The following is a 24,972-nucleotide window of genomic DNA, read 5'->3' as shown; positions in this document are numbered from 1 at the left end:
CGGGGCTACAAGGTATTAAGCGTTCAGTTTTCTAGCAGGGCCAGGTGTTGCCCTCGCTATCTCCGCATCCGGAAACTTCGAATTGGTTATTTCCCTTGTACGTCCATTTCGAGCTGTCATCTTTGTAGCTTTTGCTTTCCCCCGACTTTCCATTCGCCAGAATTGTCTGCCTTAGCCTTAGTCCCGGAGCGGCGAGGAGCTTGGTACTGCCGCTTAGGCTGAGCTTTCTTCTGATAGGTGCGCGCCTTCGGCTGATAGTTGCGTGCCTTGGGCTGAGCTTTCACCGGGGCAGGAGCCTGTGCCTTATTAGCCTTAGCAGGAGCCTCCGCCTCTGCCTTAGCTTTAGCTTCCGCCTCCGCTTTCGCCCTCGCCGCATGGTTCCGAGCAATCTTCTTATCGCGCTCAGCGTTCAAAGCCTGCTTTTCCCTATCCATATCCGAGACAGTCGGCACCTTGTACACCGGAGCACTCGCGTCAGCATTACCCGCGCACCCAGCAAGCCCCAGCCCCAGCACCGCGCTCGCCAGCACTACCATAAGTTTTTGAGTTTTCATTTCTCCATTCCTTTCTTGAGCCTAAATGTTTCCCTCACCACCTATGTAGGACGCGGAGACAAAAAGCCTGGCGGGAACCTTATGGCATCATTATAGGTTTTTAAGAATAGGAAAATTAGCAAACCCCGTTACTAGTTCGAGAAAGACCCCAGGAAAAACGGTCGCGACATGCCGAAATGATGCGTTTTACCCATGGTCAAAACCGGTTAAGGCTCCTGGGGGAAACCAGTTTCTTTCCTTAGATGCCACCCCTTGTTGCATATACGCAACTCACGTAGTTTTATTGCATTTACGCAACTCCTGATGTGACAAACCCCTGCCAAGCACCCCTAAAGCGCTACTTATCCTCGAGATATGAATTGTTTTTGCGAGTACCACCTAATTCGATGCTTACTACCAGTGATACAAGCTCGCCAGCTGCCCCAGAGTTTCACATTCGGCGATCTGAGTATCGGAACGTTTTTCACCCAGTTCTCCCTCAAGCCGTGCTACCACCGCGTACAGCGAAAGATCATCGAAATCTAACTGGGTTCTCAGCTCCGTCTCCGGCTGCAAATCTGCCTGAGCACAGTCAGTTTCCACAGCAACAGCTTCCAAAAGACAGGCTATAACCGTGGGATCACCACTAAAGTTTTCCCAGACAGCAGGAATATTTTTTGAGGACGCATCCGTGTCGCTACCGCCACTTTCTTCAGAAATCTCTCCAGATTCAAGGCCAGGATTACGCGCAGATTCGTCCTCTCCCCCGCTTTCATTCTCTGATCCGCCAGGCAGGTTTTTACCAAAATCGGCGAGCGCCGCTAGCGCATCAGCATCTAGTGCCATCTCAGCCCACTCGATGTAGCCAGCGCACGGGAGCGCCCGCTCCCGCGTAGCGGAAAGGTTCGAGTTCTTCGTCCCAAGCGGTTCCCAACGCCAAATCCAGTAGGCGACGCAATTCTTCTTGACTGCCTTGGGCAAGCGCCGAGCGCACTCGATCTTCTGGGATCACCACATTGCCCACCACATCGGTTTGGGCATGAAAAATCCCCAAGTCTGGAGTGTATGACCAGCGTCCCCCATTGTTGTTTACGGAGGCGTCCTCGGTAACCTCGAAACGCAAATGTTCCCATCCGCGCAGTGCGGAGGCTAGTTTAGCGCCAGTCCCAGCCCTGCCGACCCAGGACAGCTCCGAGCGGAACATCCCGGGTTGAGCAGGTTGTTCCGTCCACTCTAGGTTGACGCGTTGATCTAGAACTGCTCCAACCGCCCATTCCACGTGACTAGACAGCGCACGAGGGCATGAGTGTACGAAAAGTACACCGCGGGTGTAATCCTTGTTCATCGCTTCTCCTTTAGTGATCGCAAGGTTCGTCTTCCCCAACGGCCTATGCGCACTACAGAGTGATGACGCGCGGTGTCTCAGTTTCTATTTTGCCCTCGATAGCGATTTTCAACAACCCCAAAAGCCTCTGACCACCAATTTTGTGACTACTGAGGTTAATGTGACACCTGTGGTTTTACGTGCGGGGAAAGATGCGAAAGGGAACTAGGTAAACGCGCGGGGGCTATATTTGTCCGATAAGGCTAGGCGGGCGTAAAACTCGAAAACGCCTCCGGCTTTTTCGAGTTTTTGGGCAGGAGGATAAATATAACTCCCGCGCGCAATCAACGCTTAAGTATGTACAGTATGGGGGCGTGGCCGGGAAAAGTTACAAAAGGGTTCGAACCACAAGGCGCGGTAGGTACGCTCCAAAGTTGAATGTAACCTTGCGTGAGACTTGAGTAATGGCGCGGGGTCTGGGTTTCATCCGGCCAGACTCTTAGCACGGGTCGAGGCCGGGGAAAGATGCGAGAGGGGGCTTGAGCCGAGCATAGCAAGGCTCACCGGGGTCCCCCGAGTGCTTTCCCCGACCTCGACCCAAAAGGGAAATGAACTTTAAGTGGCTACAGACCCTTTTCGCGGATTGCTTTAAAGGCTTTCCGACGCGTTAACCGATCGAGGCGATCAAGATAAAGATGACCATCTAAGTGGTCACATTCATGCTGGATACAACGCCCCATAAGCTCTTCGCCTTCGACCACTTTCGGCTTGCCATCCAGGTCAATCCCTTCGGCGCGCGCATACCAGGCACGCTGGCAGGGGAAAAATAAGCCGGGAACCGACAGGCAACCCTCGTCGCCATCTTGATATTCGTCTTTTGAAACCTCTACCAGACGAGGATTAAGAATATAGTCGACTTCCCCGTCAATGTTCCAGGAGAAAGCCCGCAGCCCCACGCCAATCTGGTTAGCGGCCAGCCCGGCACGCCCATCGGCATCTACCGTTTCCAGCAAGTCTTCTACCAACTGTTTTATATGTTCATCGATTTCGTCTACCGGTTCACAGGGGGTACGCAAAACCGGATCTCCGATTACTCTGATTTCTCGAAATGCCATTGCTTATTCCTCCTCGCTGCCCGCTGCCACCGCAGCCGGAACGATTTTTTCTGCCCGCGCAGAGGCTTCCTCCAGATCCCGGCGCACCTGGTCATTTACATATTGGAAGGCATCCGCAACTGCGATTTCGCGGCGTTCACCAGTGGCACGGCATCGCACTTCCACGGTTCCTTCTTTGAGTCCGCGCCCGATCACTACCAGCCAGGGCATGCCGAGCAGTTCCGCATCCTTGAATTTAACCCCGGCAGATACTTTCTTGCGATCATCGATCAAAGTATCGATCCCGGCGGCGGTGAGCTGCTCTCCCACCTTTTGCGCGGCCTCGAAAAGTTCTGTCCCTTTGCCGGTCACCAGTACATGCACCTGGAAGGGCGCCACATTAGTTGGCCATTTCAGCCCGACCTCGTCGTGGTATTCCTCGGCGATAGCGGCCATAACCCGGGAAACTCCGATCCCGTAGGAACCCATGGTTACTACCTGGGATTTCCCGTTTTGATCGAGCACGTTTAGCCCTAGCGCCTCGGAATATTTTGTTCCGAGGGCGAAGATATGCCCGATTTCGATTCCGCGGGCGGTCTGCAAGGCTCCAGAACCATCGGGAGCCGGATCCCCATCTCGCACTTCCGCAGCTTCAATAAAGCCGTCAGCGCGGAAATCTCTGCCCGCCACCAAGTGATAAAGGTGGGTGTCTTCTTTGCCGGCGCCCGCGATCCATTCGGTACCTTCTACTACCCGCGGATCTAGGAGGCAGCGGGGGCTGCCTGAAATGTTTCCGTCCTCATCAATTTTGCGATCCGGATGGTCTGGCCCGGCGCAGGTAGGCCCAGTAAAGCCCGGTACGATATTCGGGTAGGCGGCCATATCTTCCGGGGTCGCCATTTCTACGTCTGCCCCCAAGGAGGCTTCGAGGCGCCGCATATCAATTTCGCGATCCCCGGGTACGCCCAGGAGCAGCACTTCCCGTTTACCATCGGCATAAGTCGCGGCAACCATGAAGGCTTTCAAAGTGTCAGCTTTAGTCCACGCCCGGCCGTCTTCGCGGGGGAAGTGCTCGTTCGAGTAATCCACCAATGCTTCTATAGTGTGTGCACCGGGGGTTTTACGTTCAATCGCAGCCGGAAGGTGCAAATAATCTTGCGGCTCGGGCGCAATAGTGGTCACGGCCTCCACATTGGCGGCATACCCGCCCTCGGAGCGCACAAAAGTATCTTCCCCGATAGCGCAAGGGAAAATGAACTCTTCCGAGCGCGAGCCTCCCATAGCACCCGCCATCGCGGAACAAATCACGAAATCTAGCCCTAACCGCGAGTAAATCCGCTGATATGCTTGGCGTTGCTGCTGATAGGATGCCTCCAGCCCCTCGTCGTCAATGTTGAAAGAGTAGGCGTCCTTCATAATGAATTCGCGGCCGCGAATCAGGCCTGCCCGAGGGCGCGCCTCGTCCCGATATTTTTCTTTGATCTGGTAGAGGACGACCGGCAGATCTTTATAGGACGAATAAAAGTCTTTCACCAACAGGGTGAACATTTCTTCGTGAGTGGGCGCCAATAGATAGTCAGCGCCTTTGCGGTCTTGCAGTTTAAACAGGGAGGGCCCGAACTCTTCCCAACGGTTCGTCGCTTCATAGGGTTCGCGGGGCAACAGCGCGGGGAAAGCTACCTCAAGGGCGCCGATGCGATCCATTTCTTCGCGCACTACCTGCTCTACGCGCCGAATCGTGCGCAACCCCAGCGGGGTCCACGTATAGATTCCGGGTGCAGCACGGCGAATATAACCGGCGCGCACCAGCAGTTTATGGGAATCCACTTCGGCATCTACCGGGTCTTCCCGCAAAGTCCTGACAAAATAAGTCGACATATTGTAAGCCACGTTCGCCAGTTTAGTAGATGATGCAAAGGAACCTAAACCGCGCCGTTCCGGCAGGAATCATGTGAAAGCTTTCTGCACTAGGTGTGTGGAAGCTATCTGGTAGATCCGCGCGAGCGAGAAGTTTTTCCTCCCGCCCAAAAACTCGCAGATACCCGCGGGCATCTGCGAGTTTTACGCCCACTTAACCTGATCGGATAAAACTTCTCTCTCGCGCTCGGGGTTACGGCCACAGCAAGCAACATTACGACCATTTTTTGCACCGAAGAAGGGTTTGGAATGCCAATATCTTCCTGCAAGAAGCGTCGCGGAAGAACAATATGAAAAGGCAACCGGGTTAAGCGTGGTAAACGTAGCTAGACTGTTGGAATTTTGGGGCAGGAGTGGGAAAAGATGCGCCTGTTGGCTGGACTTAAGCGGGGAGGATTGGTTTTATCCGAGCAGGCGCGGTGGGCATAAGAATTCGGGAAACGTCGCTACGTTTTCCGAATTCTTGGGCAGGAGGAAAAAACCAATCCTCCCCGCGGGAAAAGATGCGAGAGGGAGAGTGATACTAAGCGCGTGGGCAGATTTATGCCGAAGGGTAGGCTCCGGGCGTTAAATCCGTGAAAATGCCAAGGCATTTTCACGGATTTCGGGGCGCGAGGTAAAATCTGCTCACGCGCGTTACCGGGGTTCCCCGAGTACTTTTCCCACTCCTGCCTAGAGAAACTAGACAGTTACCTCGACCTCGCCAGAGCCTTCTTCTAGACCTAGTAGCTCGGCTTGACGATGCGCCTCCGCAATCAGGGTAGGCACGATTTCCTCTTCGGGAACCGTCTTAATCACTTCGCCTTTAATAAAGATTTTTCCTTTACCGTTACCGCTGGCTACCCCCAGGTCGGCTTCCCGCGCCTCGCCGGGACCGTTCACGATACACCCCATAACCGCGACTCGCAGCGGCACTTTAATCTCGTCTTTAAGCGCGTCGGTTACTGCGTTTGCCAACTTGTAAACATCAACTTGGGCGCGTCCGCAGGAGGGGCAGGAAACAATCTCCAGGGTGCGTTCTTTTAGCCCCATAGATTGCAGGATTTCAATCCCGACTTTTATTTCTTCCACTGGATCAGCAGATAGCGACACCCGGATAGTATCCCCGATGCCTTGACGAAGCAGCGCTCCGAAAGCGGTCGCCGATTTGATAGTGCCTTGGAAAGCCGGGCCTGCCTCGGTTACTCCCAGGTGTAACGGCCAATCCCCCATTTCACTGAGCAATTCGTAGGCGCGAATCATAGTCACCGGGTCGTGGTGTTTAACCGAGATCGCAAAGTCATGAAAATCGTATTGCTCGAACAGGCGTGCCTCATTAACGGCGGATTCTGCCAAAGCCTCCGGGGTGGCTTTCCCATGGCGTGCCATTACCCGCGGATCGAGGGAACCGGCATTTATCCCAATCCGCAGGGCGGTGCCGTGCTGGCGGGCGCATTTGGTGATTTCTTCTACCTGGTCATCGAATTTGCGGATATTACCGGGGTTTACCCGCACCCCTGCGCAGCCGCCCTCAATCGCGGCGAACACATATTTGGGTTGGAAATGAATGTCGGCGACTACCGGAATAGTAGATTTTTGGGCGATTATCGGCAGCGCCTCCGCATCATCGGCGCTGGGGCAGGCTACCCGCACAATATCGCACCCGGCGGCCGTTAGCGCCGCGATTTGCTGCAAGGTGGCACCAATATCGGTGGTTTTGGTGGTACACATGGACTGTACGCTGATTGGGGCATCTCCCCCAATACCTACGTCTCCGCAGCGAATCTTGCGAGTTTTCTTTCGCGGGAAACCCGCGGGCTTTACTTCCGGCATTCCTAGTTCAACACTCACGTTCCTATTATGACGCTTTCAGACACTAAAGCCCTAGTTTCTGGAAAGAATAACGCTTTTACCTGCACTATTTCCCCGGCCTATTTTACAGTAATCACTGAGGGCGAAAGACCGCCAGTATTAAACGATGAGCGCTCCCAATAGCGAACTCAGAACCTAAGGTAAGCGAATGGGGTCAACAATATCCGCCACCATCAGTAGCACGGTCATCGCTATCAACAGTCCTGCCACCACGTAGGTCAACGGCACAGCTTTCGCGGCATCAATGGGGCCAGGAGCGGGGCGCGAACGGAGCCGCGCATAGGTGTTTTTGATTCCTTGCCAACAAGCACCGGCAATATGTCCCCCATCTAGCGGCGGCAGCGGAATCAGATTGAATACAAACAGCGCCATATTTAGGGAAGCTAGCAGGGAAAGTAACCCTCCGGCGCGATCCGCCAGGGTTACCTGGGTTGAGGGCGCAGAACCGATCTCCCCAGCGATTCTACCTACTCCCAGGACTGACATGATTCCGGAGCTATCGCGCGGGGTGTCAGTGAAGACTGCAACTCCCACATCCCACACGGCTACCGGCAGTTTCAAGACTACTGCTCCGGTTTGATAGAACATTTGCCACATGGTTTGCCCGTAGGTGGCCAGCCCCGTGCTTTGACGCACCGAACGCGCATAGAGCCCAGCTTTCCCATCTACCCCGGATAGGTGCAGTTCAATAACTTCCCCGCCGCGCTGGACTGACACGGTGGCATCCCCATGGGTAGCGTTAGCATATTTTCGCAGGTCTTCCCAGGTGTTAATTTTCTGGCCATCCCAGGCGACTAACTTATCTCCCGGTTTAATCCCGGCTTTGGCTGCCGGGGAGGGTTGGGCTCCCTCCTGGCCGCAATCAACCACCTGTCCTGCTTTTAAGCAAACGGCTTTATCAACAGTGGTAGTGGGGGTGGCAATCCCAATCCCCAGCATTGCTATCGCCATAAGTACGAACGCTAAAAATAGGTTCATCACTGGCCCGCCGAACATCACCACTAGGCGCTGGGATACCGGCAGGTTGTAAAAGCCGCGGTGGCGCTGAGTTGAAGGAATCTCAGAAAGCGAGGCGTCTCGGGCTTCTTGCGACCAGGTAGGAACCAAGTTTTCGGCTTCCTCCGGGTCGAGGGCGCGCGCCTGGCGTACTGAAAGTTTCTTGCCGTCCAGTTTGTAGGCAAATTGATCCGGGTCACCCGGGCCGTACATTCCCAGGATGCGGCAATAACCCCCTAGAAGGAAGGCTTTAACTCCGTATTCGGTTTCCCCGCGCGTGCGTGAAAACAGGGTGGGACCGAACCCAATCATGAACTGGGGAACTAGTGCCCCAAATTTTTTAGCCGGTAGCAGGTGCCCACATTCATGCAGACCAATAGAGATAATCAGTCCGATAACCAGAATTATTATTCCCAGCAAAAAAGCCATGGGGATAGCCTACCTAGCGTTCATGACAATTTCCTGAGCCTTAGTTTTCGCCCAGGTTTGCGCAGCCATAATTTGCCCTAAATCTGGATTCTCTACCCCGGTATGTTCGGACAATACTCGCGCTAGCGAATCCACTATTTGCAGGTAGGGCAAGCTTCCATCCAGGAAGGCATCTACGAATATTTCATTGGCGGCGTTATAAACCGCCGGGTGAGAAGCGGAGGCCGCCACTGCTTGGCGCGCCAGTTTTATTGCCGGGAAAGTTTCATGATCTACCGGTTCGAATTGCCACTGCTGGGCTTGAGTGAAATCCAGAGGAGCAACAGTTTTTTCTAGGCGGTTCGGCCAATCCAGTCCCAGGGCGATCGGCAGGCGCATATCGGGCGGGGAGGCCTGCAAAATACTGGCGCCATCAATCCAAGTTACCCCGGAGTGAATAATCGATTGGGGATGAATCACCGGCACAATATTTTCGGGCGTAACATCGAATAAAAGGTGAGCTTCTATCAGTTCCAAACCCTTGTTTACCAGGGTGGAAGAGTTGATAGTCACCACCGGCCCCATTGACCAAGTGGGGTGATTGAGGGCTTGCTGCGCGCTGACCTCAGCTAAATCTGCACGTTTCTTTCCCCGGAAAGGACCGCCAGAGGCAGTAAGGATAATCTGGCTTACTTCACTGTAACCATCCTGGTTTACGCTGGTTAACCCCTTATGGTGGACACCACTAGCTAAGGCTTGCGCAATCGCCGAATGTTCAGAATCTACCGGTACGATTTGGCCAGGGCGCTGGCAGGCAGCTTTAACTAAGGCGCCGCCTACAATCAAAGATTCTTTATTTGCCAGCGCTAAGGTAGCCCCACTATCCAAGGCGGCCAAAGTAGGAGCCAGCCCCACCCCGCCGGTAATCCCATTGAGGACGACCGCTTGCCGGCTGGCTCTCCTCGCTGCTCGGGCACTAGCATCGTCTCCTGTCAAAATCTCGGGTTGATATTTATCTGCGCCAGGAAGTTCCGCAGCTAGCGCAGTGGAGAACTCTTCCTTCTTATCTAAAGAAATCGCCACAATTTCGGGGCGGAAACGGGCAGCTTGCCGCGCCAGTAACGCTAGGTTAGCCCCACCAGCGCTGAGGGCGCGCACACAAAACCGCCCCGAATTTTGAGCGATTACCTCCAGTGCTTGCGTACCAATAGATCCCGTGGATCCCAAAATGAAAACGTCGCGCACTGCCCCTCCCCGATTCGAAAAATATTTTGCCGGTTATTGCCCGAAGGCAAACAGTTATTCCACCGCCAGCAGTACTTCTACCGCCCGCGAGAGATAGGCATCGACTACGCCCTCTTTATAAGCCTTTTCATTCTTTGCAGTCTTAAAAGTGGCACTGCGAATCTCGGCAGAGGTGATTCCCTTATCCGAGTCAAAATACTGTGCGAGCCGGTCGAGTAGTTCATCCACCTGGGTGGCGTCATAGCCTTTACCGTTTGGGTGAGCGAAACGTTTGCCCCGCGGACGGAGCATCCGCGGATAAAGGGTAGTTGCCCGCTGCGCTACCCTTTCCATCCAGGCTTGCGAACCGTTAACTGCCACATTATCTGCTCGGTCACGCCGCACGAAAGCGGCTTCCAGACGATCCATAGCCTGGTCGATCGCGGCAGTTTGATATCCGCGACGCACTAGATCAAAATGGGCACCCCGCACCTGGGCGGCCGAGAATTTTTCAGCCGGCACCCCGCCCTCATAGGCTTTGCGAGCATCCGCAAAAAACTCGTCTACCTGGGAGGGGTCGTATCCCCGCGTAAAAAAACCGGCCCTAGGAAAGTTGTTCTCGCTCATTTGCCAGTCCTCTCCTTCCGAGATTTAGTTGCCAATTGACCACACGCTCCATCAATATCTTGTCCCCGAGTATCGCGGATAGTGGTGGTGATACCTTTACGTTCCAGAGTATCCACAAATTCTGCTTGCGCGTGGGATTCACTCGCCGTCCAGATAGATCCGGGGGTGGGATTTAACGGAATCGGGTTCACATGCGCCCAGCCGTGCCCGCGGGCATTCAGCAAATCTGCCAGTAGTCCCGCTCTCCACGCCTGGTCGTTCATGTTCTTGATCAGGGCGTATTCGATGGAGACCCGCCGACCGGTAGCTTTAAAATAATCGTAAGCAGCGTCTAGCAGTTCGCTAACCTGGAAGCGAGAATTTATTGGAATTAGCTCATCACGCAATTCGTCGTCGGGAGCGTGCAGGGAAATCGCCAAGGTGACCGGGATTTTCTCTTCCGTTAGCTTCTTGATTCCGGGCACCAGCCCCACAGTAGAAACCGTGATTCCCCGCGCGGACATTCCGAACCCTTCCGGGGGCTCGGCAATCAAGCGGCGAATCGCGCCCAGCACTGCCCGATAGTTAACCATGGGCTCTCCCATCCCCATGAACACCACGTTGGAGAGGTTGCAGGGATCTCCGCCCAGTTCGCCCTCCTGACACACCTTACGTGCCAGGCGCACCTGTTCTACGATTTCAGCGGTTGAAAGGTTACGGGTCAGACCCATTTGTCCGGTGGCGCAAAAGGGGCAAGCCATTCCGCATCCCACTTCGCAAGAAATACAGAGGGTGGCGCGGGAAGGATAGCGCATTAGTACCGACTCTACTTCGGCGCCATCAAATAGTCGCCACAGGTATTTGTGAGTCATTCCCTGATCACCGCTACGCTCCACGACTTGCTGAACTAGCTGCGGAAATGCCAGCTCCGCGAGTTTCTCCCGCCCGGTAGCGGGCAGATCAGACATTTGGTGCGGATCGGTAGTTAGGTGCGTGAAATAGTGACGGGATAATTGGTCGGCTCTAAAGGGCGGAAAACCGGCCTCTTTTAGCATTTGTTTGCGTCCCGCCAGATCAAAATCGGCCAAATGCGCTGGGGGTTTCGAGCGTTTAGTTGCTTGGAAACGCAGCACGGGGCGCGCATCCGGGGTGCTAGCTCCCTCAGGGGCCTGGTCGGTGGGCATTACTTGGGAGGGATCGCGCCGCGGTTTGGCCCGGCGCATCAACTCTTTATCGCTGGTGGATCCGCTAGCCTTATCAGCGAAGCGTCCGCCCTTCAAAGATGCCCGGGATCCGTCCTTTTGTCGCTTTTGAGCCGATCCTGGTTGCGCTAGCTTTGCCATTTTGAGTTTGCCATCCTTTAAAAGATCCCCAAGGACACCAGGAAAAAGAGGGGCACGGTGATTAGCAGCGAGTCCAGGCGATCCATCACTCCGCCATGACCAGGTAGTAAATTACCCATGTCTTTAAGTTGCAAATCCCGCTTTATTAAGGACTCTCCTAAATCTCCGCAGGTAGCAACCATGGGAGTGAGAATCCCTAGCACTGCGATTGCCCAAACCTGAGTTCCGGTCGCCCAAACCGCAACTGCGGCGGCGAGTGTGCACATCACTACGGAACCGGCGAACCCTTCCCAAGATTTTGCGGGCGAAACCGCCGGAGCCAGAGGGTGCTTACCTTTAAGTACCCCCGCCGCGTAGCCACCAATGTCATTGCATATGGTGACCACGATCCACATTATTATCGGGGCGGGATGATGGGGATTATGCAGCATAATGACCACGAATGATGCCAAGAAAGGCAAATAGATGGCCACAAAACTGGTAACTAGCAGGTCGCGAGTCGCGAACTTGGAAGGACCGCTGCTCAAACGCCAAATAGCACAAGCTATCAAAGTAGCTAGTAGCGCCGCCCATACCCCCTCCGGTCCTAAGAGATAGGCGCAGACCAGCATCCCGATACTGCCCACCACCAGGGGTGGTAAACACAGTTTTACCCTAATCCGAGATACGGCTCGCGCCATCTCAAATTCGGCCATCACCGCCACTACCATGATGAACACCAAAAAACATACCGGTGGTGCCAGGAGCAAAGCTAACGCCACGGCACCCAGGCCTACCCCCACCGCAATCGAGGCCGGTAGGTTGCGTCCTGCCCGCAACTTTTTCGGTTTTGCGGGCGCATTCTTGGTAGGTTCTGGGTTCATCAAAGAGACAGATCCCTCGCCTTGGATCGGGGGACGGTGGTTCAACTAGATCTCCATTAGTTCTTTTTCTTTGGCTTCTAACAGAGCATCCATCGTGTCCACCTGTTTCTTCGTCAAAGCCTCGATTTCTTTTTCTGCGCGCGTTACTTCGTCCTCGCCGGCATCGCCATCTTTCTTTAGCTTGCCCAGCTGATCCAGGGCTTTACGGCGAATACCGCGAATAGATACGCGACCTTCCTCAGCTTTTTGTCCCGCAAGTTTTACGTAGTCGCGGCGACGTTCCTCGGTTAGTTCCGGCAAGGTTACCCGAATATGGTTTCCCTCGTCAGTGGGGTTTACCCCCAGGTCGCTGTCCCGAACCGCCTTGATGACATCGTTAGTGGAGGATTTGTCATAGGGGGAAATCAGCACGGTGCGCGGCTCCGGGATATTGATGGTAGCTAGTTGCTGCAAAGGCGTGGGCGCCCCATAGTACTCCACCATAATCGGGTTAAACATGGCAGCATTGGCCCGCCCGGTGCGAATCGCAGTGAATTCTTCCCGGGAGAACTCGATGGCTTTTTCCATCTTCTCCTCAGCTTCGAGCAGAATATCGTCAATCACTTGGTTACTCCTTGTCAGCAGAAACTAATGTACCGATTGTCTCACCTAACAGCGCTGAAGTAACGTTGCCGGGCTCAGACATTCCAAATACCCGAGTATTTAGTTTGTTATCCATACAGAGACTGAAAGCAGTGGCATCCATAACCTTCAGTTCCTTCTGGAGAGCTTCTTGATAGGTTAGATGATCAAATCGGGTGGCGGTGGGGTCAGTCTTCGGGTCTGCGCTATAAACCCCATCAACGCCGTTTTTACCTACCAATAGCTCTTGGCAATGGGTTTCGAGGGCGCGCTGGGCACTTACCGTGTCGGTAGAGAAGAACGGTAGGCCGGATCCGGCACCGAAGATTACTACCCGACCTTTCTCCATATGGCGTACCGCTTTTAAGGGGATATAGGGTTCGGCGATTTGTCCCATAGTGATGGCGGTCTGTACCCGGGTAGTTACCCCTGCCTGTTCCAAGAGATCCTGTAAGGCCAGGGAATTCATTACCGTTCCTAGCATTCCCATATAGTCGGCGCGTGCCCGATCGAGGCCGCGCTGGGAAAGCTCGGCGCCCCGGAAAAAGTTTCCGCCCCCAACTACCACTGCGACCTGGACTCCTTGTTCAACGGCCGCCCCAATCTGGTGAGCTACCGAATTGATTACGTCGAGATCCATGCCAACTTGGCCGCCCCCAAAGACTTCGCCGGACACTTTCAGCATCACTCTGCGTTGTTTATTTCCGACTTCTTGGTTCACCCTTATCCCCTTAATATTGTTGTTTCCTTGAGGGCAATATGCCTGTTACTACCTTAACCCGAAGCGTAAAAGCTGGGGTGCTTCTCCCTTGCAATCTTGCTATTTACTGGAGGCAAATCCCCAATTAACTGTCTGGATATAAAGATGTGGCCTCAGGATTTCCCTGAGGCCACATCACTATTTGCTTAAGAACCTACGTGGAAGCGGGCGAAAGCAGTAACTTTCCCACCCGAGGCTTTCACTATCTGCCCTACCGACTTCTTCGGATCTTTCGCAAAATCCTGGTCTAGCAGGCAGTTGTCTTTGTAGAACGATCCCATCCGGCCTTCCACGATCTTGTCAACGATCTTTTCCGGCTTGCCCTCTTTCAGGGTCATTTCCCGCAGAGTTTCGCGTTCCTTATCCAGTTCCGCCTGGGGAACTTCTTCGCGGTCAATGAAACGGGGGTCATAAGCGGCGATGTGTAGTGCGATATCGTGCGCCACGTCTGCGCCGGCTTTATCGGTGGCTACCAGTACCCCGACCTGTGCAGGCAGATCCGCGGAGGAGTAGTGCAGGTAGCTGGTTACGGCCTCGCCATCAATCCGGGTTACCTTACCCAAAACAATGTTTTCAGAGAAGAGGGCGCCGATTTCCTCTACCTTTTCTTTAACGGTGCCTTCGCCACATTTTGCTTCCAGCAGTTCCTCGCGAGTGCTTACCCCGCTGTCAACCAGCGCTTGCATGATTTCTTCGGCGGCCTCCACGAACTTGGGGGACTTGCCCACAAAGTCAGTTTCGGAGTTCAGCTCTACCATTACGCCGGCCTGTCCGTCCGCGGTGTCCAGCACTTTCGCCATCACCAGACCATTCGCAGTGGAACGATCTTCTCGCTTAGCCAGGGATTTCTTACCCGCTAAACGGATCGCCTTTACCGCTGCTTCCTTGTCGCCGTTTGCCTCTTCCAGTGCCTTCTTAACTTCCATCAGACCGGCGCCGGTCAGTTCGCGCAGTTCCTTAATATCTTGCATCGAAATAGCCATCAGTATGTTCCTCTCGTTAACGATCCTTAGCGGATTATTCAGACTTTTCTGCTTCGGCGGGGGCTTTTTCCTCTTCCGCGGAAGCGGCGGGCTCTTCGGCTTTCTTTTCTTCGCCCTCTTCACTATTTGCGGTACCCTCTAGCAGTTCCCGCTCCCAATCAGCCAAGGGTTCATCACTGGCCGGAGCGGCTTCTTCGCTGGAAGAAGCCTCTTGCTCGCTAGTTTCTTTCTTAGCTGCCGCCTTTTGCGAGCGAGCAATTAAGCCATCAGCGCAGGCATCGGCAATAATCCGGGTGAGCAGCGCTACCGAGCGGATAGCGTCATCATTGCCGGGAATGCCGAACTCGATCTCATCCGGATCACAGTTGGTATCCAAAATCGCTACGATCGGGATGTTCAGCTTGTTGGCTTCTGCTACTGCCAAGTGCTCTTTATTGGTGTCAACGATCCAAACAGCGGAGGGGATACGCGCCATATCGCGGATACCACCTAGAGTGCGGGAAAGCTTGTCTTTCTCGCGGCTCATCATCAACAGTTCTTTCTTAGTGCGCCCCGAACCGGCTACATCGTCGAAGTCGATTTGTTCAAGTTCTTTTAGACGCTGCAAACGCTTGTGCACGGTCCCAAAGTTGGTTAGCATTCCGCCCAACCAGCGCTGGTTAACATAGGGCATCCCTACCCGCTCAGCTTGCTCCGCAATGGAGTCTTGTGCTTGCTTCTTGGTGCCGACAAACAGGATATTTCCCCCGCGCAGCACGGTTTGCCGCACGAAATCGTAGGCGCGATTAATGCCGTCGAGAGACTGCGCCAAATCGATTACATAAATACCGTTGCGATCAGTCAAGATGAAGGGTTTCATCTTGGGGTTCCAACGCCGGGTTTGATGTCCAAAGTGTACGCCGCTCTTGAGCAGCTCAGACATGGTTACTACCGCCATGACTTCCTTTCAGTGCGCTAAGGCGCACGTATTTTGGGGCTATCTGCCCCGCTTACGGTTTCCATTCGGTTCCTGGCACGACGTCCACTGACACCTGTTTCAGCCAGTAGAAATCACTTTCGGGTTACCCCAAAAAGACCCCACCAAAAACAGGACCGAAGCCAGCGTGACCCAGCTGGGCTGGTAGTCGTACGCGAAGTCACCTGGCAATCCAGGTGCTAAGAGCTAGCTTAGCGGGAAATCATAGCCTACCCCAAGCTGAAAGCGGCACTGAACAGTGTTAACCTGCTGACAGTTTCCCAGATTGTGCCGGTAGGGTTACTTTTTCTAGTTATCCCCACAGGCACATAGTTATCGCTTTTGCTTACCAAGTTATTTAGGAGTTTCTCCCAGGGCTTACCGCGTTCAAGCTGGAGGGTATGAAGCGATCTTCTCCCCCACCCCTGCTAATACTAGCGGCGCTATCCGCCATTTGTCTGCTGGCATCTGCTCCTGCTCCGCCAGTTGCGGCCGCCGTGCGTCCCGCGAGTAACGCCGAGCTGGTAGATCTGCGACAACTATCCGGCGAAATTGGGTTCTACCATTGGCCCAGTCGCTCTCCCGTGAAGATACTACGCCCTTTCAATCCCCCGGCATCTCCCTGGGGCAGCGGACACCGCGGAGTTGATTTAAACATTCCTGCAGGCAGTGAGGTTTTTAGCGCCCGCGAGGGAACCGTATTTTTTGTGGGAACCATCGCGGGCAGCCCCAGCATCTCAATTAAACATTCAGCGCTGATACGTACCACCTATACCCCGGTCAAAAGTGATTTAACGGTAGGGACGGCAGTGGCGGCCGGCCAAAAGATTGGAACCCTTCAGGCGGGGCACCCGGGGCTGCATTTTGGGGCAAAAATTGATGACCATCACTATCTAAATCCCCTCCTGCTAATCTTTGGACCTATCCGACTCCTGCCCGATCCCTAAAATCGGGGGCTAGTATCTGCCCCGTTTTCCGGGGATAGCTGTACTGGCATCTGCTGCTACCAGGCCGCTGTCTGCAGATACCAGGCAACAGACTCTGCGGTGGGCTAAAAAGTCGCAACCGTCTATTTTGAGTAAAACCTACGCCGTGAAAGTAATTAGGCACGGGGAAACGCCTGCTGATAGGCGCCAATTATGCGATGCGCATCCACGTGGGTATAACGCTGCGTTGTAGACAGCGCAGAGTGTCCTAACATTTCCTGGATTACCCGCAGGTCTGCTCCCCCCTCCAACATATGGGAAGCCATTGAGTGACGCAGTCCGTGGGGCCCTAAATCGGGCACTCCTGCCAAGGCACAGGCACGATGCAGACGTCCCCGCACGATCCTTTCCGAAACTGCTCCCCCTTGTGCCCCCAAAAAGAGGGCGTCACTCGATGCAGACTTTTGGAGCTCTCCCCGCGCCGCTTGCAGGTAAAACCGGAGGGCTTTGGCGGCCTGAGGGCTGAAGGGGACTATTCGCTCTTTTGAGCCTTTACCCCACAGGCGTACAGTGCGGGCTTCGAAATCAATATCTTCCGGAAGTAGGGCACATATTTCTCCCACCCGCGCCCCGGTTGCATAAATCAATTCGAAAATCGCCCAATCACGAGCCATGACCGCATCATTATCTGCTTGACTTTCGCACCAGGCAAGTAGTTGTTTTGCTTGGTCAATCGACAGCAAGTGGGGCAGATTTTTCGCAGTTTTCGGGGTACGCAATTGTTTCGCAAAATCCGTTTCCACCACTTGGTTCTGTTTCGCCCATTTAGAGAAGGCACGCAGCGCCGCTATTTTTCGCGCAATGGTGGTATTCGATTGCCCTTCCGCGCGCAGCTGCGCTAACCAGTTCCGCGCCGCCGGTAAGGAGCAGGCAGGCAGAATAGATTGTTCTTCTTTGATATGGCAATGATCCAGCCATCCGCGCAGATCTGCCAGATACGCTTTTATTGAGGCTTCAGAAAATGCTTTCGCATATTTCAGGTAGTGACGATAATCTTCAAGTACTTGCCCCCGCTTGGCTGCTCGCATTCTTAGACCCCCGCCTTTTTCCATTTACCGGCTACCTGAATCACTCGCCCCTCCATTTCCAGGTTACCCATTGCCGCGACAACTTCCCCGATAGCTGCCCCGCTGGCACGCGCAATTGCCTCTATATTGGCGGGGCTGCGTAGCGGAGTAGCATCCAGAATCCGCCCGCTCAAAGGATCTAAACCGTCAAGATAACCGCTTTTCACTCGGCCTCTTTCAGTATTTACCGTCCCCAAAGGCGCAATCATTTCTAAAACGTCCTCTGCACCGCTAATTAGAGTAGCGCCGTCCCGAATTATTTGGTTGGAGCCTGCCCATTCGGGTTGATTTATTGGCCCGGGCACTGCCCCTACCTGACGACCTAGCTCTATGGCATGCCGGGCAGTATTGAGCGCCCCCGACCGAAAACCAGCCTGGATCACTACGGTTGCAGCTGATAGTGCCGCGATTAGGCGATTTCGATCTAAGAATCGCCAGCGCGTAGGACGCGCCCCAGGCGGGTATTGGCTAAGCAACAGACCGCTGCGAGAAATCTGTTTAAACAGGTCGCTGTTTGTAGCCGGATAGGGACGATCCAGTCCCCCGGCAAGGAGAGCGATCGTAGGAGCCGAGGCACGCAGGCACGCCTGATGAATCAGGCAATCCACCCCGTAAGCACCTCCGGAAACCAAAGTGATCCCTTCGCTAGCGCAGCGCCAAGCAAGTTCGGTGGCGACATCGTGGCCGAGGGCGGAAACTGCACGCGCCCCCACCATCGCTACGGTTTTGCCGCAGTCCCGGTTCATTAGAGAAGTATCCCCGATCGCCCACAGCGCCCAGGGGGCATTGCTGACGTTATTAAACGCGGTTGGCCAATCGGGATCCCGGCGAGTAACTAACTTAAAACGCCCCTTTGCTAGTAGCTTTTCTAGCGCCGGTAAGTCGAGTACTTCCAGGCGGCTGCGCCACCGGGCAAAACTCTTATCCCATTTATCAGTGCCGGTGCGCCGCAATAGTTCTACCGGCAGATAAGTGTGCCAGCGCTCGGGATCATCACTGGCCGCGCGCCGGGCAATTTTTAACGCGGCAACCGGTCCGAGTTCATTAAGGAGCAAATCGGCGGCCGGATCACCCGCCTCAGTCAGCCGGGACCAACTGGCACAGGCCAGACGGTACTGGTAGTTATCATCCATACTTGCCTCTCTTTCTACGATTCGATCCCGCTAGTTGGGGCGCTGTGAATTCCTAAGTGAATACGCCAAACCAAAATCTTCTCGGCTGGGTTTATCGCGTCCTCGTAAATCAGCAACCGTCCAGGCTACTCGGCAAATCCGGTCAGCTCCCCGCATAGAGATCCGCCCCGACCCCACCAGCCGATCTAAACGTTCTTTCGTGTCCGCATCGAGCGTGTGCTTCAAAACTCGGCTCGGAACCCGCGCATTAAGGGCGACTCCTTGCTCTTTCCAACGCCGCTGCGCGCGCTGGCGGGCAGCTAATACCCGCTCGCGGACTACTTTGCTGCTTTCTGGAACCTCGATAGTGGTTAAATCGGTGATCTTGGGGCGCTCTACCCGGCACTGCAGGTCGATGCGATCCATAAGGGGCCCAGAAAGCTTGGCTAAATAGCGTACTCGCTGATAGGGGGTACATTTACACTCTTCCCCTAGCTGTCCCCACATTCCGCAAGGACACGGATTTGCCGCAATCACCAACTGGAAAGCAGCCGGAAAACTGGTTACTGCTCGGGAGCGATGCACCGTGATCTTTGCAGTTTCTAGAGGTTGCCTTAAAGCATCTAAACTGCGGGATTGAAACTCAGGAGCTTCATCAAGGAAGAGGACGCCGCGATGCGCTAAGGAAATCGCACCCGGCGCGGCAATGCCGCTACCTCCACCGATTAGCGCTGGCAAGGTGGCAGAATGATGCGGGGCGATAAAGGGCGGACAACGCATCAGTCCCTGAGCAGGTATGAAAGTACCAGCTAAGGAGTGAATAGAAGTTACCTCCAGAGCTTCTTCATCATCAAGGGACGGTAATATCCCCGGTAGGCAACGCGCCAACATGGTTTTACCAGCCCCGGGAACCCCAATAAAACTCAGGTGGTGACCCCCGGCGGCCGCAATCTCTAATGCTTTTCGAGCAAGAAAAGCTCCCCGTACCTCCTGTAAGTCTGGGGGATCATCTGGGATTGCCTCTGGATACAGATTCGGCCGCGCTGGCGCTGTTGTGGCTCTAATTTGTGCGACCCGCGCCTTCATTTTGCGCATACCCAAATAATGTAGCGCCTCTACCAGGTGCGATACTCCGATAATCTCTATTCCTTCAATCAGGGATGCCTCTGCGACCGCCTCGGAGGCCACCATTACTTTGTTGAAGCCCGCGCGGCGTGCCGCCAAAACCTGCGGCAAGATTCCTTTTACCCGATAGACCCGTCCATCCAGGCCCAGCTCCCCGCAAAACACCATTCCAGCTGCGCGTTTTTGTACCCCGGCATAGCGCGAAGCCACTACTGCCAGTGCAATCGGTAAATCGAAACCGGAGCCAGTCTTAGGTAATTCCGCGGGTGAAAGATTAACCGTTAACCGGGTGGGTTCGAAGCGCAGACCCGTAGAAGCGATCGCGGCCTCCACCCGGGAGCGGGATTCTCTAAGTGAAGCATCCGGCAATCCTACCAGCGCAAAAGCCGGTAAACCTTGGGTGTGGTGCGCCTCTACTTTAATCAGGTGGCCACTTAATCCCACCATGCCTAGGGCAAAGCAAGTTCCGATTTGTGGCATTTTAAATCCCCTGACAGTGGGTAACTACCGGCACTTTTCCTCCGGAAGCATCGATCGCAATCATATCGATGCGCACTCCACCCCTTGACCGCACCTGGGGATGACTGCTGAGCCACAAGCTGACTAACTGGCGCAGGCGGCTATATTTTCCCCGCCCTATTCCCCGTTTCGCACCCCCATATTGCCGGGTGGTTCGGGTTTTTACTTCCGCAAAAACTAGACGTGTAGATTGAGGATCCCGGCAGATAATATCGAGTTCCCCAAAGCGACACCGCCAGTTGCGCTCGATTATTTGATATCCGCTGTCTTTAAGCATGCGGACGGCAAGCGCTTCCCCGGCCGCACCGATTTCGCGGTTTTTCGTTCCCATTCCTTAAGGATTACCCGCTAGAACCGGGAACTAAACTTTTTATTTACTGGTCAAGGAAAACCAATCACTACCTTGCCTGTGGACAAGCACACCTGCCGAGTCAGGGTCAAGCACCTCCGGTTAGGTACTTAGGTTGTCGTCTACTAAAATCGGAGCCTAAATTATTCTGCTTGTTCCGGACTGCGTATCAGATAGTCAAAAGCACTCAATGCCGCATTAGCACCGGCACCCAAGGCAATCACAATCTGCTTATGGGGGGTATTAGTACAATCCCCAGCCGCGAAAATCCCCGGCGCCGAAGTCGCGCCCCGGTTATCTACCGTGATATAGCCATCTTCCAACTCAACAGTTCCCTGCAACCAATCGGTGTTAGGAATCGATCCGATCTGCACAAAAATGCCATCCAACTGCAATTGCTGTGTCTGTCCCGCGGCGTCACGGTATTCGAGGCCGGTTACGCGATGACCATCCCCCAAAACCCTGGTGGCATTGGCAGATTGGATAACTTTAGTATTAGGAAGCCCCCGGAGTCGATCGACCAGTACCTTATCGGCTTTCAGCCGGTCTGCTAGGTCGATCACGGTAACTTCCCGAGCTAGAGCAGCTAAGTCAATCGCTGCTTCTAGCGCTGAGTTTCCGCCTCCCATCACCGCCACTTTCCGATCAGCAAATAGCGGAGCATCACAGTGGGGACAGAAAGTGACTCCGCGGTTTAAGTATTGTTCTTCCCCGGGGATGTCTAGGCGTCTAAAATTGGTTCCTACGCTGATCACTACCGCGCGCGCCCGCAGCAGGGCCCCGCCCTCGGTAGTGACTGGAATTAAGCCGTCCTCGCCGCGCTCTCCGATTTTTTCTATCCGAATCCCACTGATCTGATCCACCGCGTAATCACGCAGGTTAGCCTGGAAAGTCCCCGCTAACTCTTCCGGTTGAACGCGCTCGAGAGTAATAAGATTCTCGATCTGCCCGCTCTCTAGGACTTGACCGCCAATCCGGTCAGCCACCATCCCGACTCGCAACTGTTTGCGCGCCGCATAAACTGCCGCGGCAGTCCCCCCAGGCCCGCCCCCGACTACGAGCACATCGAAGGGCTCCAGGGCATTCAAGCGTTTGAGTCGCAGCCCGGTCATTCCCCGCCCAATCTTGGACACAATCTGCTCGAGGGTTACCCTGCCCTGCAGGAATACTTCCCCATCTTTTATCACTGTGGGCACTGACTGCAGATGGTGATGTTCGAATTCTTCCCAGAAAGTCCCGCCATCGACAGTGGTGTGTTTAATCAGGGGATTAAGCACCGCCATCGCATTTAAGGCCTGTACCACATCTGGACAGTTCATGCAGGAAAGCGAAACATAGGTGATGAACTCGGTGGGCTCGTCGATCTCTTTAACCGCGGCAATAATATCCGCATCTGCTTTTACCGGATGCCCGCCTACCTGTAGCAGCGCTAACACAAAGCTGTTGAACTCGGTTCCGGTCGGCACCCCCGCAAATCGTACACTGATATCGGAATCCACGCGCCGGATGGCAAAGGAAGGTTTGCGCGGATTCTCTTCCCATTTGACCTGGATTAGATCCGATAATCCCGCAATCTGGTGCAAGATTTCGGAAGTCTGCTTGGATTGTTCACTGTAGTCCAGCGAGGTAGCCAGTTCAATCGGGTATTTAATCAACCCGATAACTTGTTTTACCTGATCAAGTATCTTTTCTTCTAACATGTTTATAGCTTCCCGGACAGATCAAAAGTCGGGGTGATGGTACTTTCACCCAAATCCCAATTAGCGGGGCATACTTCATCGGGGTGATCGTAAATATACTGCGCCGCCCGCACTTTCCGCAGTAGTTCTCCCGCGCTACGCCCGACTGCGTCGGAGGTAGTCTCTACGTATTGAATAATCCCGCTGGGGTCAATCAAGAAAGTACAACGATAGGCACACCCAGACTCTTCATCTAAAGCTCCAAAACCCCGAGAAATCTTGCCAGTAGGATCAGCCACCATGGGGAAAGAAATCTTTTGAATCCGTTTTGAGCTGTTATGCCAAGCTTTATGGGAATGATGCTTATCGGTAGAAACCGAGTAGACCTCCACCCCCATCCGTTGTAGCTGAGCGTAATTGTCTGCCAGATCCTCTAGTTCAGTGGGGCAAACATAGGAAAAATCTGCCGGATAGAAGAAAACAATCGCCCATTTATCACGATAATCTTCACTGGATACATCGACAAAGGAATCATTGTAGAACGCTATCCCGGACCAGTCCGGCGCTACAGCATTAATCTTGGACACTGTCAGCCTCTTTCGCCTTTAACCATCATTAGCTGTCTAGTAGTTCTCTTATATGGTAACAGCCAGCTGCTACCCCGGTTTGGTAAATGCCGAAAGCCGAAGAGGATTTTAGATAGTTATTTCCGATTCGGGCAGCTTTTCAACGTTAATATCTTTGAAAGAGTAAACCTTCACCCGATTAACAAAGCGGGAAGGACGATAAATATCCCACACCCAGGCATCTTGCAAAGTTACCTCGAAGAAAACGTCCCCACCATTGCTGTGCATCTGCACATCTACCTGGTTGGCCAGGTAGAAACGGCGGTCGGTTTCCACTACGTATTTGAAAATGGAAACCACGTCACGGTATTCGCGAAACAGGGCAAGTTCCTGATGATTCTCGTACGCCTCTAGATCTTCAATGCCCAATGTCATCCCTTCTGCGTGCTGAATACTAGCGGAGGCTGCACCCGTTTTTCCCGGCGGATCCGCCAGGCTCTAGCGAAAGCTGCGGAGGATACCCCCTGCAAATGCCAACTGAGACGATGAGACGAATCAAGTCCCAATTGCGCGATTGCCTGCAGATGTTGCGCGGACGCATAGCCCTTGTTTTTTGCCCAACCATATCCGGGATCGGATAGGTCGCTCATTAGTCTATCTCTAGTCACTTTTGCTAGCACGGAGGCGGCGGCGATAACTACCGATTTACCATCACCTTTCACCACGGTGGTAACTTCCCGCGGGATTTCTGCTTGTGAGGACGCGCTTACCGCCGATGCCGACTGATCCGCATTAGCGTCCGCAAATAAATCTGTGGGAGCGGACAGATAGTCAAAACTGCCATCTAAAAGCAACAGTCGCGGAGAAAAGCCCTGTTCCCCCAGAGCTTCTAAGGCGCGAAAGGCGGCTAGCCTCAGAGCGGGGGTTAGTCCTTCTTTATCGATTTCCTCGGCGCTGGCCATTCCGACTGCCCAGGCTGCTGGCCAGGCAGAAAGCTCGTCAAACATGGCTTCTCGCCGCCGGGGCGTTAACTGTTTTGAGTCGGTTAAACCGGCAGGCGGCTCTCCTTCGGTACCATCGATGACTGCTACCCCTACCGCGAGTGGGCCGGCGATTGCTCCGCGGCCGACCTCGTCAATACCGCCAACACAACGCATTTGTAAGGGAGGGACTTTAGCAGCAGAACCTGGTAGAACTGAGCCCGCCCCATAGCGGTTCTCAGCGTCTTTCAGCAGAGATAATTCCAGGTCGCGGGAAGGTATGGTTGCCATTTTAGGGAGCGGGCGGAACTGCCGCGAAGGCATCGGTATTTTTGATCGTCGACAGGTGGTTTAGCGGCCACATAATGGCAAATGCCCGTCCGGTGACTTGATCCAGGGAAACGAACCCCTGGGAGGGTTCCTTCATATGGAAACGCGAATCCTCTGAATTGGAACGGTTATCGCCCATCACCCAAAGTTTTCCGGCCGGGACAGTAACATCGAATTTGATTAATGAGGGGGCGCTGCCAGGGTTGATATACCCGCTTTCGTCTACGCTAACTCCGTTAACTTTCAAGCGCCCATTGGTGTCGCAGCATTGCACTCTATCCCCGGGCAGGCCTACGATCCGTTTAACGAGGTGGTTTTGGGAGTCGTCGGGACGCAGACCTACCCAAATCAGTATTTTCCCTGGCAGAGAGGGACTCGGGGTGTCCGCATTCCGTTTCAGCCAGTTATCGTCATCTTGGAAAACGATTACGTCCCCGCGGTTAAGTTGCCGGTAGTCAGGCACTAGTTTGGAAACGATAATGCGGTCATTGATTTGCAGGGTTTGTTCCATCGAAGAGGACGGAATCTGGAAGGCTTGCAGTAAGAAAGCTTTGATTATCGCGGAGATAGCTAATGCCACGAACACCATCATTAGGGTCTCTCGCAGCACCAACCACCATTTGGAGGGGGTTTTACGCGCGCGCCGGCCACTTTTTGGGGCGGGGGAATCTGTTCCCGACATCCCTAAATCGTTTGACTCTCGCGCATCTTTCATCCGTTTATCTCCCGCCGTCAATCAACATTTCCATCATGCCATATATAGCAAATCGGCTCTGCCTAC

26 protein-coding genes are annotated in these 24,972 nt (G+C 54.1%); 2 read left to right on the top strand and 24 right to left on the bottom strand.

What is annotated here, in order from left to right; genetic code table 11:
* Positions 1-116: 116 nt before the first annotated feature.
* From ACZ5BI_RS02715 to ispG, 6 genes are all read right to left on the bottom strand, one after another.
* Complete coding sequence (locus ACZ5BI_RS02715; RefSeq protein ID WP_316087432.1) at positions 117-554, bottom strand: hypothetical protein; 438 nt, start codon at positions 552-554, stop codon at positions 117-119.
* A gap of 393 nt (positions 555-947) precedes the next feature.
* Positions 948-1,379, bottom strand: a complete 432-nt coding sequence (locus ACZ5BI_RS02710; protein WP_316087295.1) for an acyl carrier protein — start codon at positions 1,377-1,379, stop codon at positions 948-950.
* A gap of 1 nt (position 1,380) precedes the next feature.
* The gene (locus ACZ5BI_RS02705; RefSeq protein ID WP_238128023.1) at positions 1,381-1,878 is read right to left on the bottom strand and encodes a DUF3145 domain-containing protein; all 498 of its coding nucleotides are present in this window, start codon (positions 1,876-1,878) and stop codon (positions 1,381-1,383) included.
* A gap of 602 nt (positions 1,879-2,480) precedes the next feature.
* A complete protein-coding gene (gene def, locus ACZ5BI_RS02700; RefSeq protein ID WP_316087296.1) occupies positions 2,481-2,972 on the bottom strand; it encodes a peptide deformylase in 492 nt (163 codons plus the stop codon).
* 3 nt (positions 2,973-2,975) lie between these two features.
* Positions 2,976-4,841: a proline--tRNA ligase gene (locus ACZ5BI_RS02695; RefSeq protein ID WP_464896585.1), complete on the bottom strand. Its 1,866-nt coding sequence runs from the start codon at positions 4,839-4,841 to the stop codon at positions 2,976-2,978.
* A gap of 708 nt (positions 4,842-5,549) precedes the next feature.
* Positions 5,550-6,680, bottom strand: coding sequence for a flavodoxin-dependent (E)-4-hydroxy-3-methylbut-2-enyl-diphosphate synthase (gene ispG, locus ACZ5BI_RS02690; RefSeq protein ID WP_464896814.1), 1,131 nt, complete (start codon positions 6,678-6,680; stop codon positions 5,550-5,552).
* Positions 6,681-6,707: 27 nt separating this feature from the next.
* Between ispG and ACZ5BI_RS02685 the strand changes: the two genes are divergently transcribed.
* Complete coding sequence (locus ACZ5BI_RS02685; RefSeq protein WP_464896584.1) at positions 6,708-6,842, top strand: hypothetical protein; 135 nt, start codon at positions 6,708-6,710, stop codon at positions 6,840-6,842.
* 12 nt (positions 6,843-6,854) lie between these two features.
* On the opposite strand, the gene ACZ5BI_RS02680 is transcribed toward ACZ5BI_RS02685, so the two are convergent.
* From ACZ5BI_RS02680 to rpsB, 9 genes are all read right to left on the bottom strand, one after another.
* Positions 6,855-8,144: a M50 family metallopeptidase gene (locus ACZ5BI_RS02680; RefSeq protein ID WP_464896583.1), complete on the bottom strand. Its 1,290-nt coding sequence runs from the start codon at positions 8,142-8,144 to the stop codon at positions 6,855-6,857.
* A gap of 9 nt (positions 8,145-8,153) precedes the next feature.
* Entirely contained in the window at positions 8,154-9,368 is a 1,215-nt protein-coding gene (gene dxr / locus ACZ5BI_RS02675; protein WP_464896582.1) for a 1-deoxy-D-xylulose-5-phosphate reductoisomerase, read from the bottom strand.
* Positions 9,369-9,422: 54 nt separating this feature from the next.
* On the bottom strand, positions 9,423-9,974 hold the full coding sequence (locus ACZ5BI_RS02670; RefSeq protein ID WP_238128028.1) for a DivIVA domain-containing protein: 552 nt from the start codon (positions 9,972-9,974) through the stop codon (positions 9,423-9,425).
* Positions 9,971-11,176 carry a dual-specificity RNA methyltransferase RlmN gene (gene rlmN, locus ACZ5BI_RS02665; RefSeq protein ID WP_464896813.1) on the bottom strand — a complete coding sequence of 402 codons (1,206 nt, stop codon included), beginning with the start codon at positions 11,174-11,176 and terminating at the stop codon, positions 9,971-9,973. Before rlmN ends, ACZ5BI_RS02670 begins: the two co-directional genes overlap by 4 nt.
* Before the next feature lie 137 nt (positions 11,177-11,313).
* A complete protein-coding gene (locus ACZ5BI_RS02660) occupies positions 11,314-12,159 on the bottom strand; it encodes a phosphatidate cytidylyltransferase (RefSeq protein ID WP_464896581.1) in 846 nt (281 codons plus the stop codon).
* A 45-nt stretch (positions 12,160-12,204) separates the two neighbouring features.
* Positions 12,205-12,762 (bottom strand): ribosome recycling factor, encoded by a 558-nt coding sequence (frr, locus tag ACZ5BI_RS02655; protein ID WP_238128030.1) that lies wholly within the window; start codon positions 12,760-12,762, stop codon positions 12,205-12,207.
* 4 nt (positions 12,763-12,766) lie between these two features.
* A complete protein-coding gene (gene pyrH, locus ACZ5BI_RS02650) occupies positions 12,767-13,465 on the bottom strand; it encodes a UMP kinase (RefSeq protein WP_238128060.1) in 699 nt (232 codons plus the stop codon).
* A 221-nt stretch (positions 13,466-13,686) separates the two neighbouring features.
* A complete protein-coding gene (tsf, locus tag ACZ5BI_RS02645; protein WP_399336750.1) occupies positions 13,687-14,526 on the bottom strand; it encodes a translation elongation factor Ts in 840 nt (279 codons plus the stop codon).
* Between the two features lie 31 nt (positions 14,527-14,557).
* Positions 14,558-15,460: a 30S ribosomal protein S2 gene (gene rpsB, locus ACZ5BI_RS02640; protein ID WP_278605848.1), complete on the bottom strand. Its 903-nt coding sequence runs from the start codon at positions 15,458-15,460 to the stop codon at positions 14,558-14,560.
* A 419-nt stretch (positions 15,461-15,879) separates the two neighbouring features.
* Between rpsB and ACZ5BI_RS02635 the strand changes: the two genes are divergently transcribed.
* Positions 15,880-16,425 carry a M23 family metallopeptidase gene (locus tag ACZ5BI_RS02635; protein WP_464896580.1) on the top strand — a complete coding sequence of 182 codons (546 nt, stop codon included), beginning with the start codon at positions 15,880-15,882 and terminating at the stop codon, positions 16,423-16,425.
* A 155-nt stretch (positions 16,426-16,580) separates the two neighbouring features.
* Here the strand turns inward: ACZ5BI_RS02635 and ACZ5BI_RS02630 are convergent, their stop codons facing one another.
* From ACZ5BI_RS02630 to lepB, 9 genes are all read right to left on the bottom strand, one after another.
* Complete coding sequence (locus tag ACZ5BI_RS02630; protein WP_316691115.1) at positions 16,581-17,492, bottom strand: tyrosine-type recombinase/integrase; 912 nt, start codon at positions 17,490-17,492, stop codon at positions 16,581-16,583.
* A 2-nt stretch (positions 17,493-17,494) separates the two neighbouring features.
* Positions 17,495-18,664: a DNA-processing protein DprA gene (gene dprA / locus ACZ5BI_RS02625; protein WP_278619049.1), complete on the bottom strand. Its 1,170-nt coding sequence runs from the start codon at positions 18,662-18,664 to the stop codon at positions 17,495-17,497.
* Positions 18,665-18,694: 30 nt separating this feature from the next.
* Positions 18,695-20,248: a YifB family Mg chelatase-like AAA ATPase gene (locus tag ACZ5BI_RS02620; RefSeq protein ID WP_464896579.1), complete on the bottom strand. Its 1,554-nt coding sequence runs from the start codon at positions 20,246-20,248 to the stop codon at positions 18,695-18,697.
* A 1-nt stretch (position 20,249) separates the two neighbouring features.
* Positions 20,250-20,618, bottom strand: coding sequence for a YraN family protein (locus ACZ5BI_RS02615; RefSeq protein WP_464896578.1), 369 nt, complete (start codon positions 20,616-20,618; stop codon positions 20,250-20,252).
* 161 nt (positions 20,619-20,779) lie between these two features.
* Positions 20,780-22,336, bottom strand: a complete 1,557-nt coding sequence (gene ahpF / locus ACZ5BI_RS02610) for an alkyl hydroperoxide reductase subunit F (protein WP_464896577.1) — start codon at positions 22,334-22,336, stop codon at positions 20,780-20,782.
* A gap of 2 nt (positions 22,337-22,338) precedes the next feature.
* Positions 22,339-22,902 carry a redoxin domain-containing protein gene (locus ACZ5BI_RS02605; protein ID WP_024059203.1) on the bottom strand — a complete coding sequence of 188 codons (564 nt, stop codon included), beginning with the start codon at positions 22,900-22,902 and terminating at the stop codon, positions 22,339-22,341.
* A gap of 108 nt (positions 22,903-23,010) precedes the next feature.
* Positions 23,011-23,316: a DUF2469 domain-containing protein gene (locus ACZ5BI_RS02600; RefSeq protein ID WP_024059204.1), complete on the bottom strand. Its 306-nt coding sequence runs from the start codon at positions 23,314-23,316 to the stop codon at positions 23,011-23,013.
* Positions 23,313-24,152 carry a ribonuclease HII gene (locus ACZ5BI_RS02595; protein ID WP_464896576.1) on the bottom strand — a complete coding sequence of 280 codons (840 nt, stop codon included), beginning with the start codon at positions 24,150-24,152 and terminating at the stop codon, positions 23,313-23,315. The genes ACZ5BI_RS02600 and ACZ5BI_RS02595 overlap by 4 nt, the downstream gene beginning before the upstream one ends.
* A gap of 1 nt (position 24,153) precedes the next feature.
* Positions 24,154-24,906: a signal peptidase I gene (gene lepB, locus ACZ5BI_RS02590; protein WP_024059206.1), complete on the bottom strand. Its 753-nt coding sequence runs from the start codon at positions 24,904-24,906 to the stop codon at positions 24,154-24,156.
* Between the last annotated feature and the right edge of the window lie 66 nt (positions 24,907-24,972).

This window comes from Varibaculum sp. GTC20041 (assembly GCF_055387755.1).
This window is presented reverse-complemented; position numbering and strand designations above follow the sequence as displayed.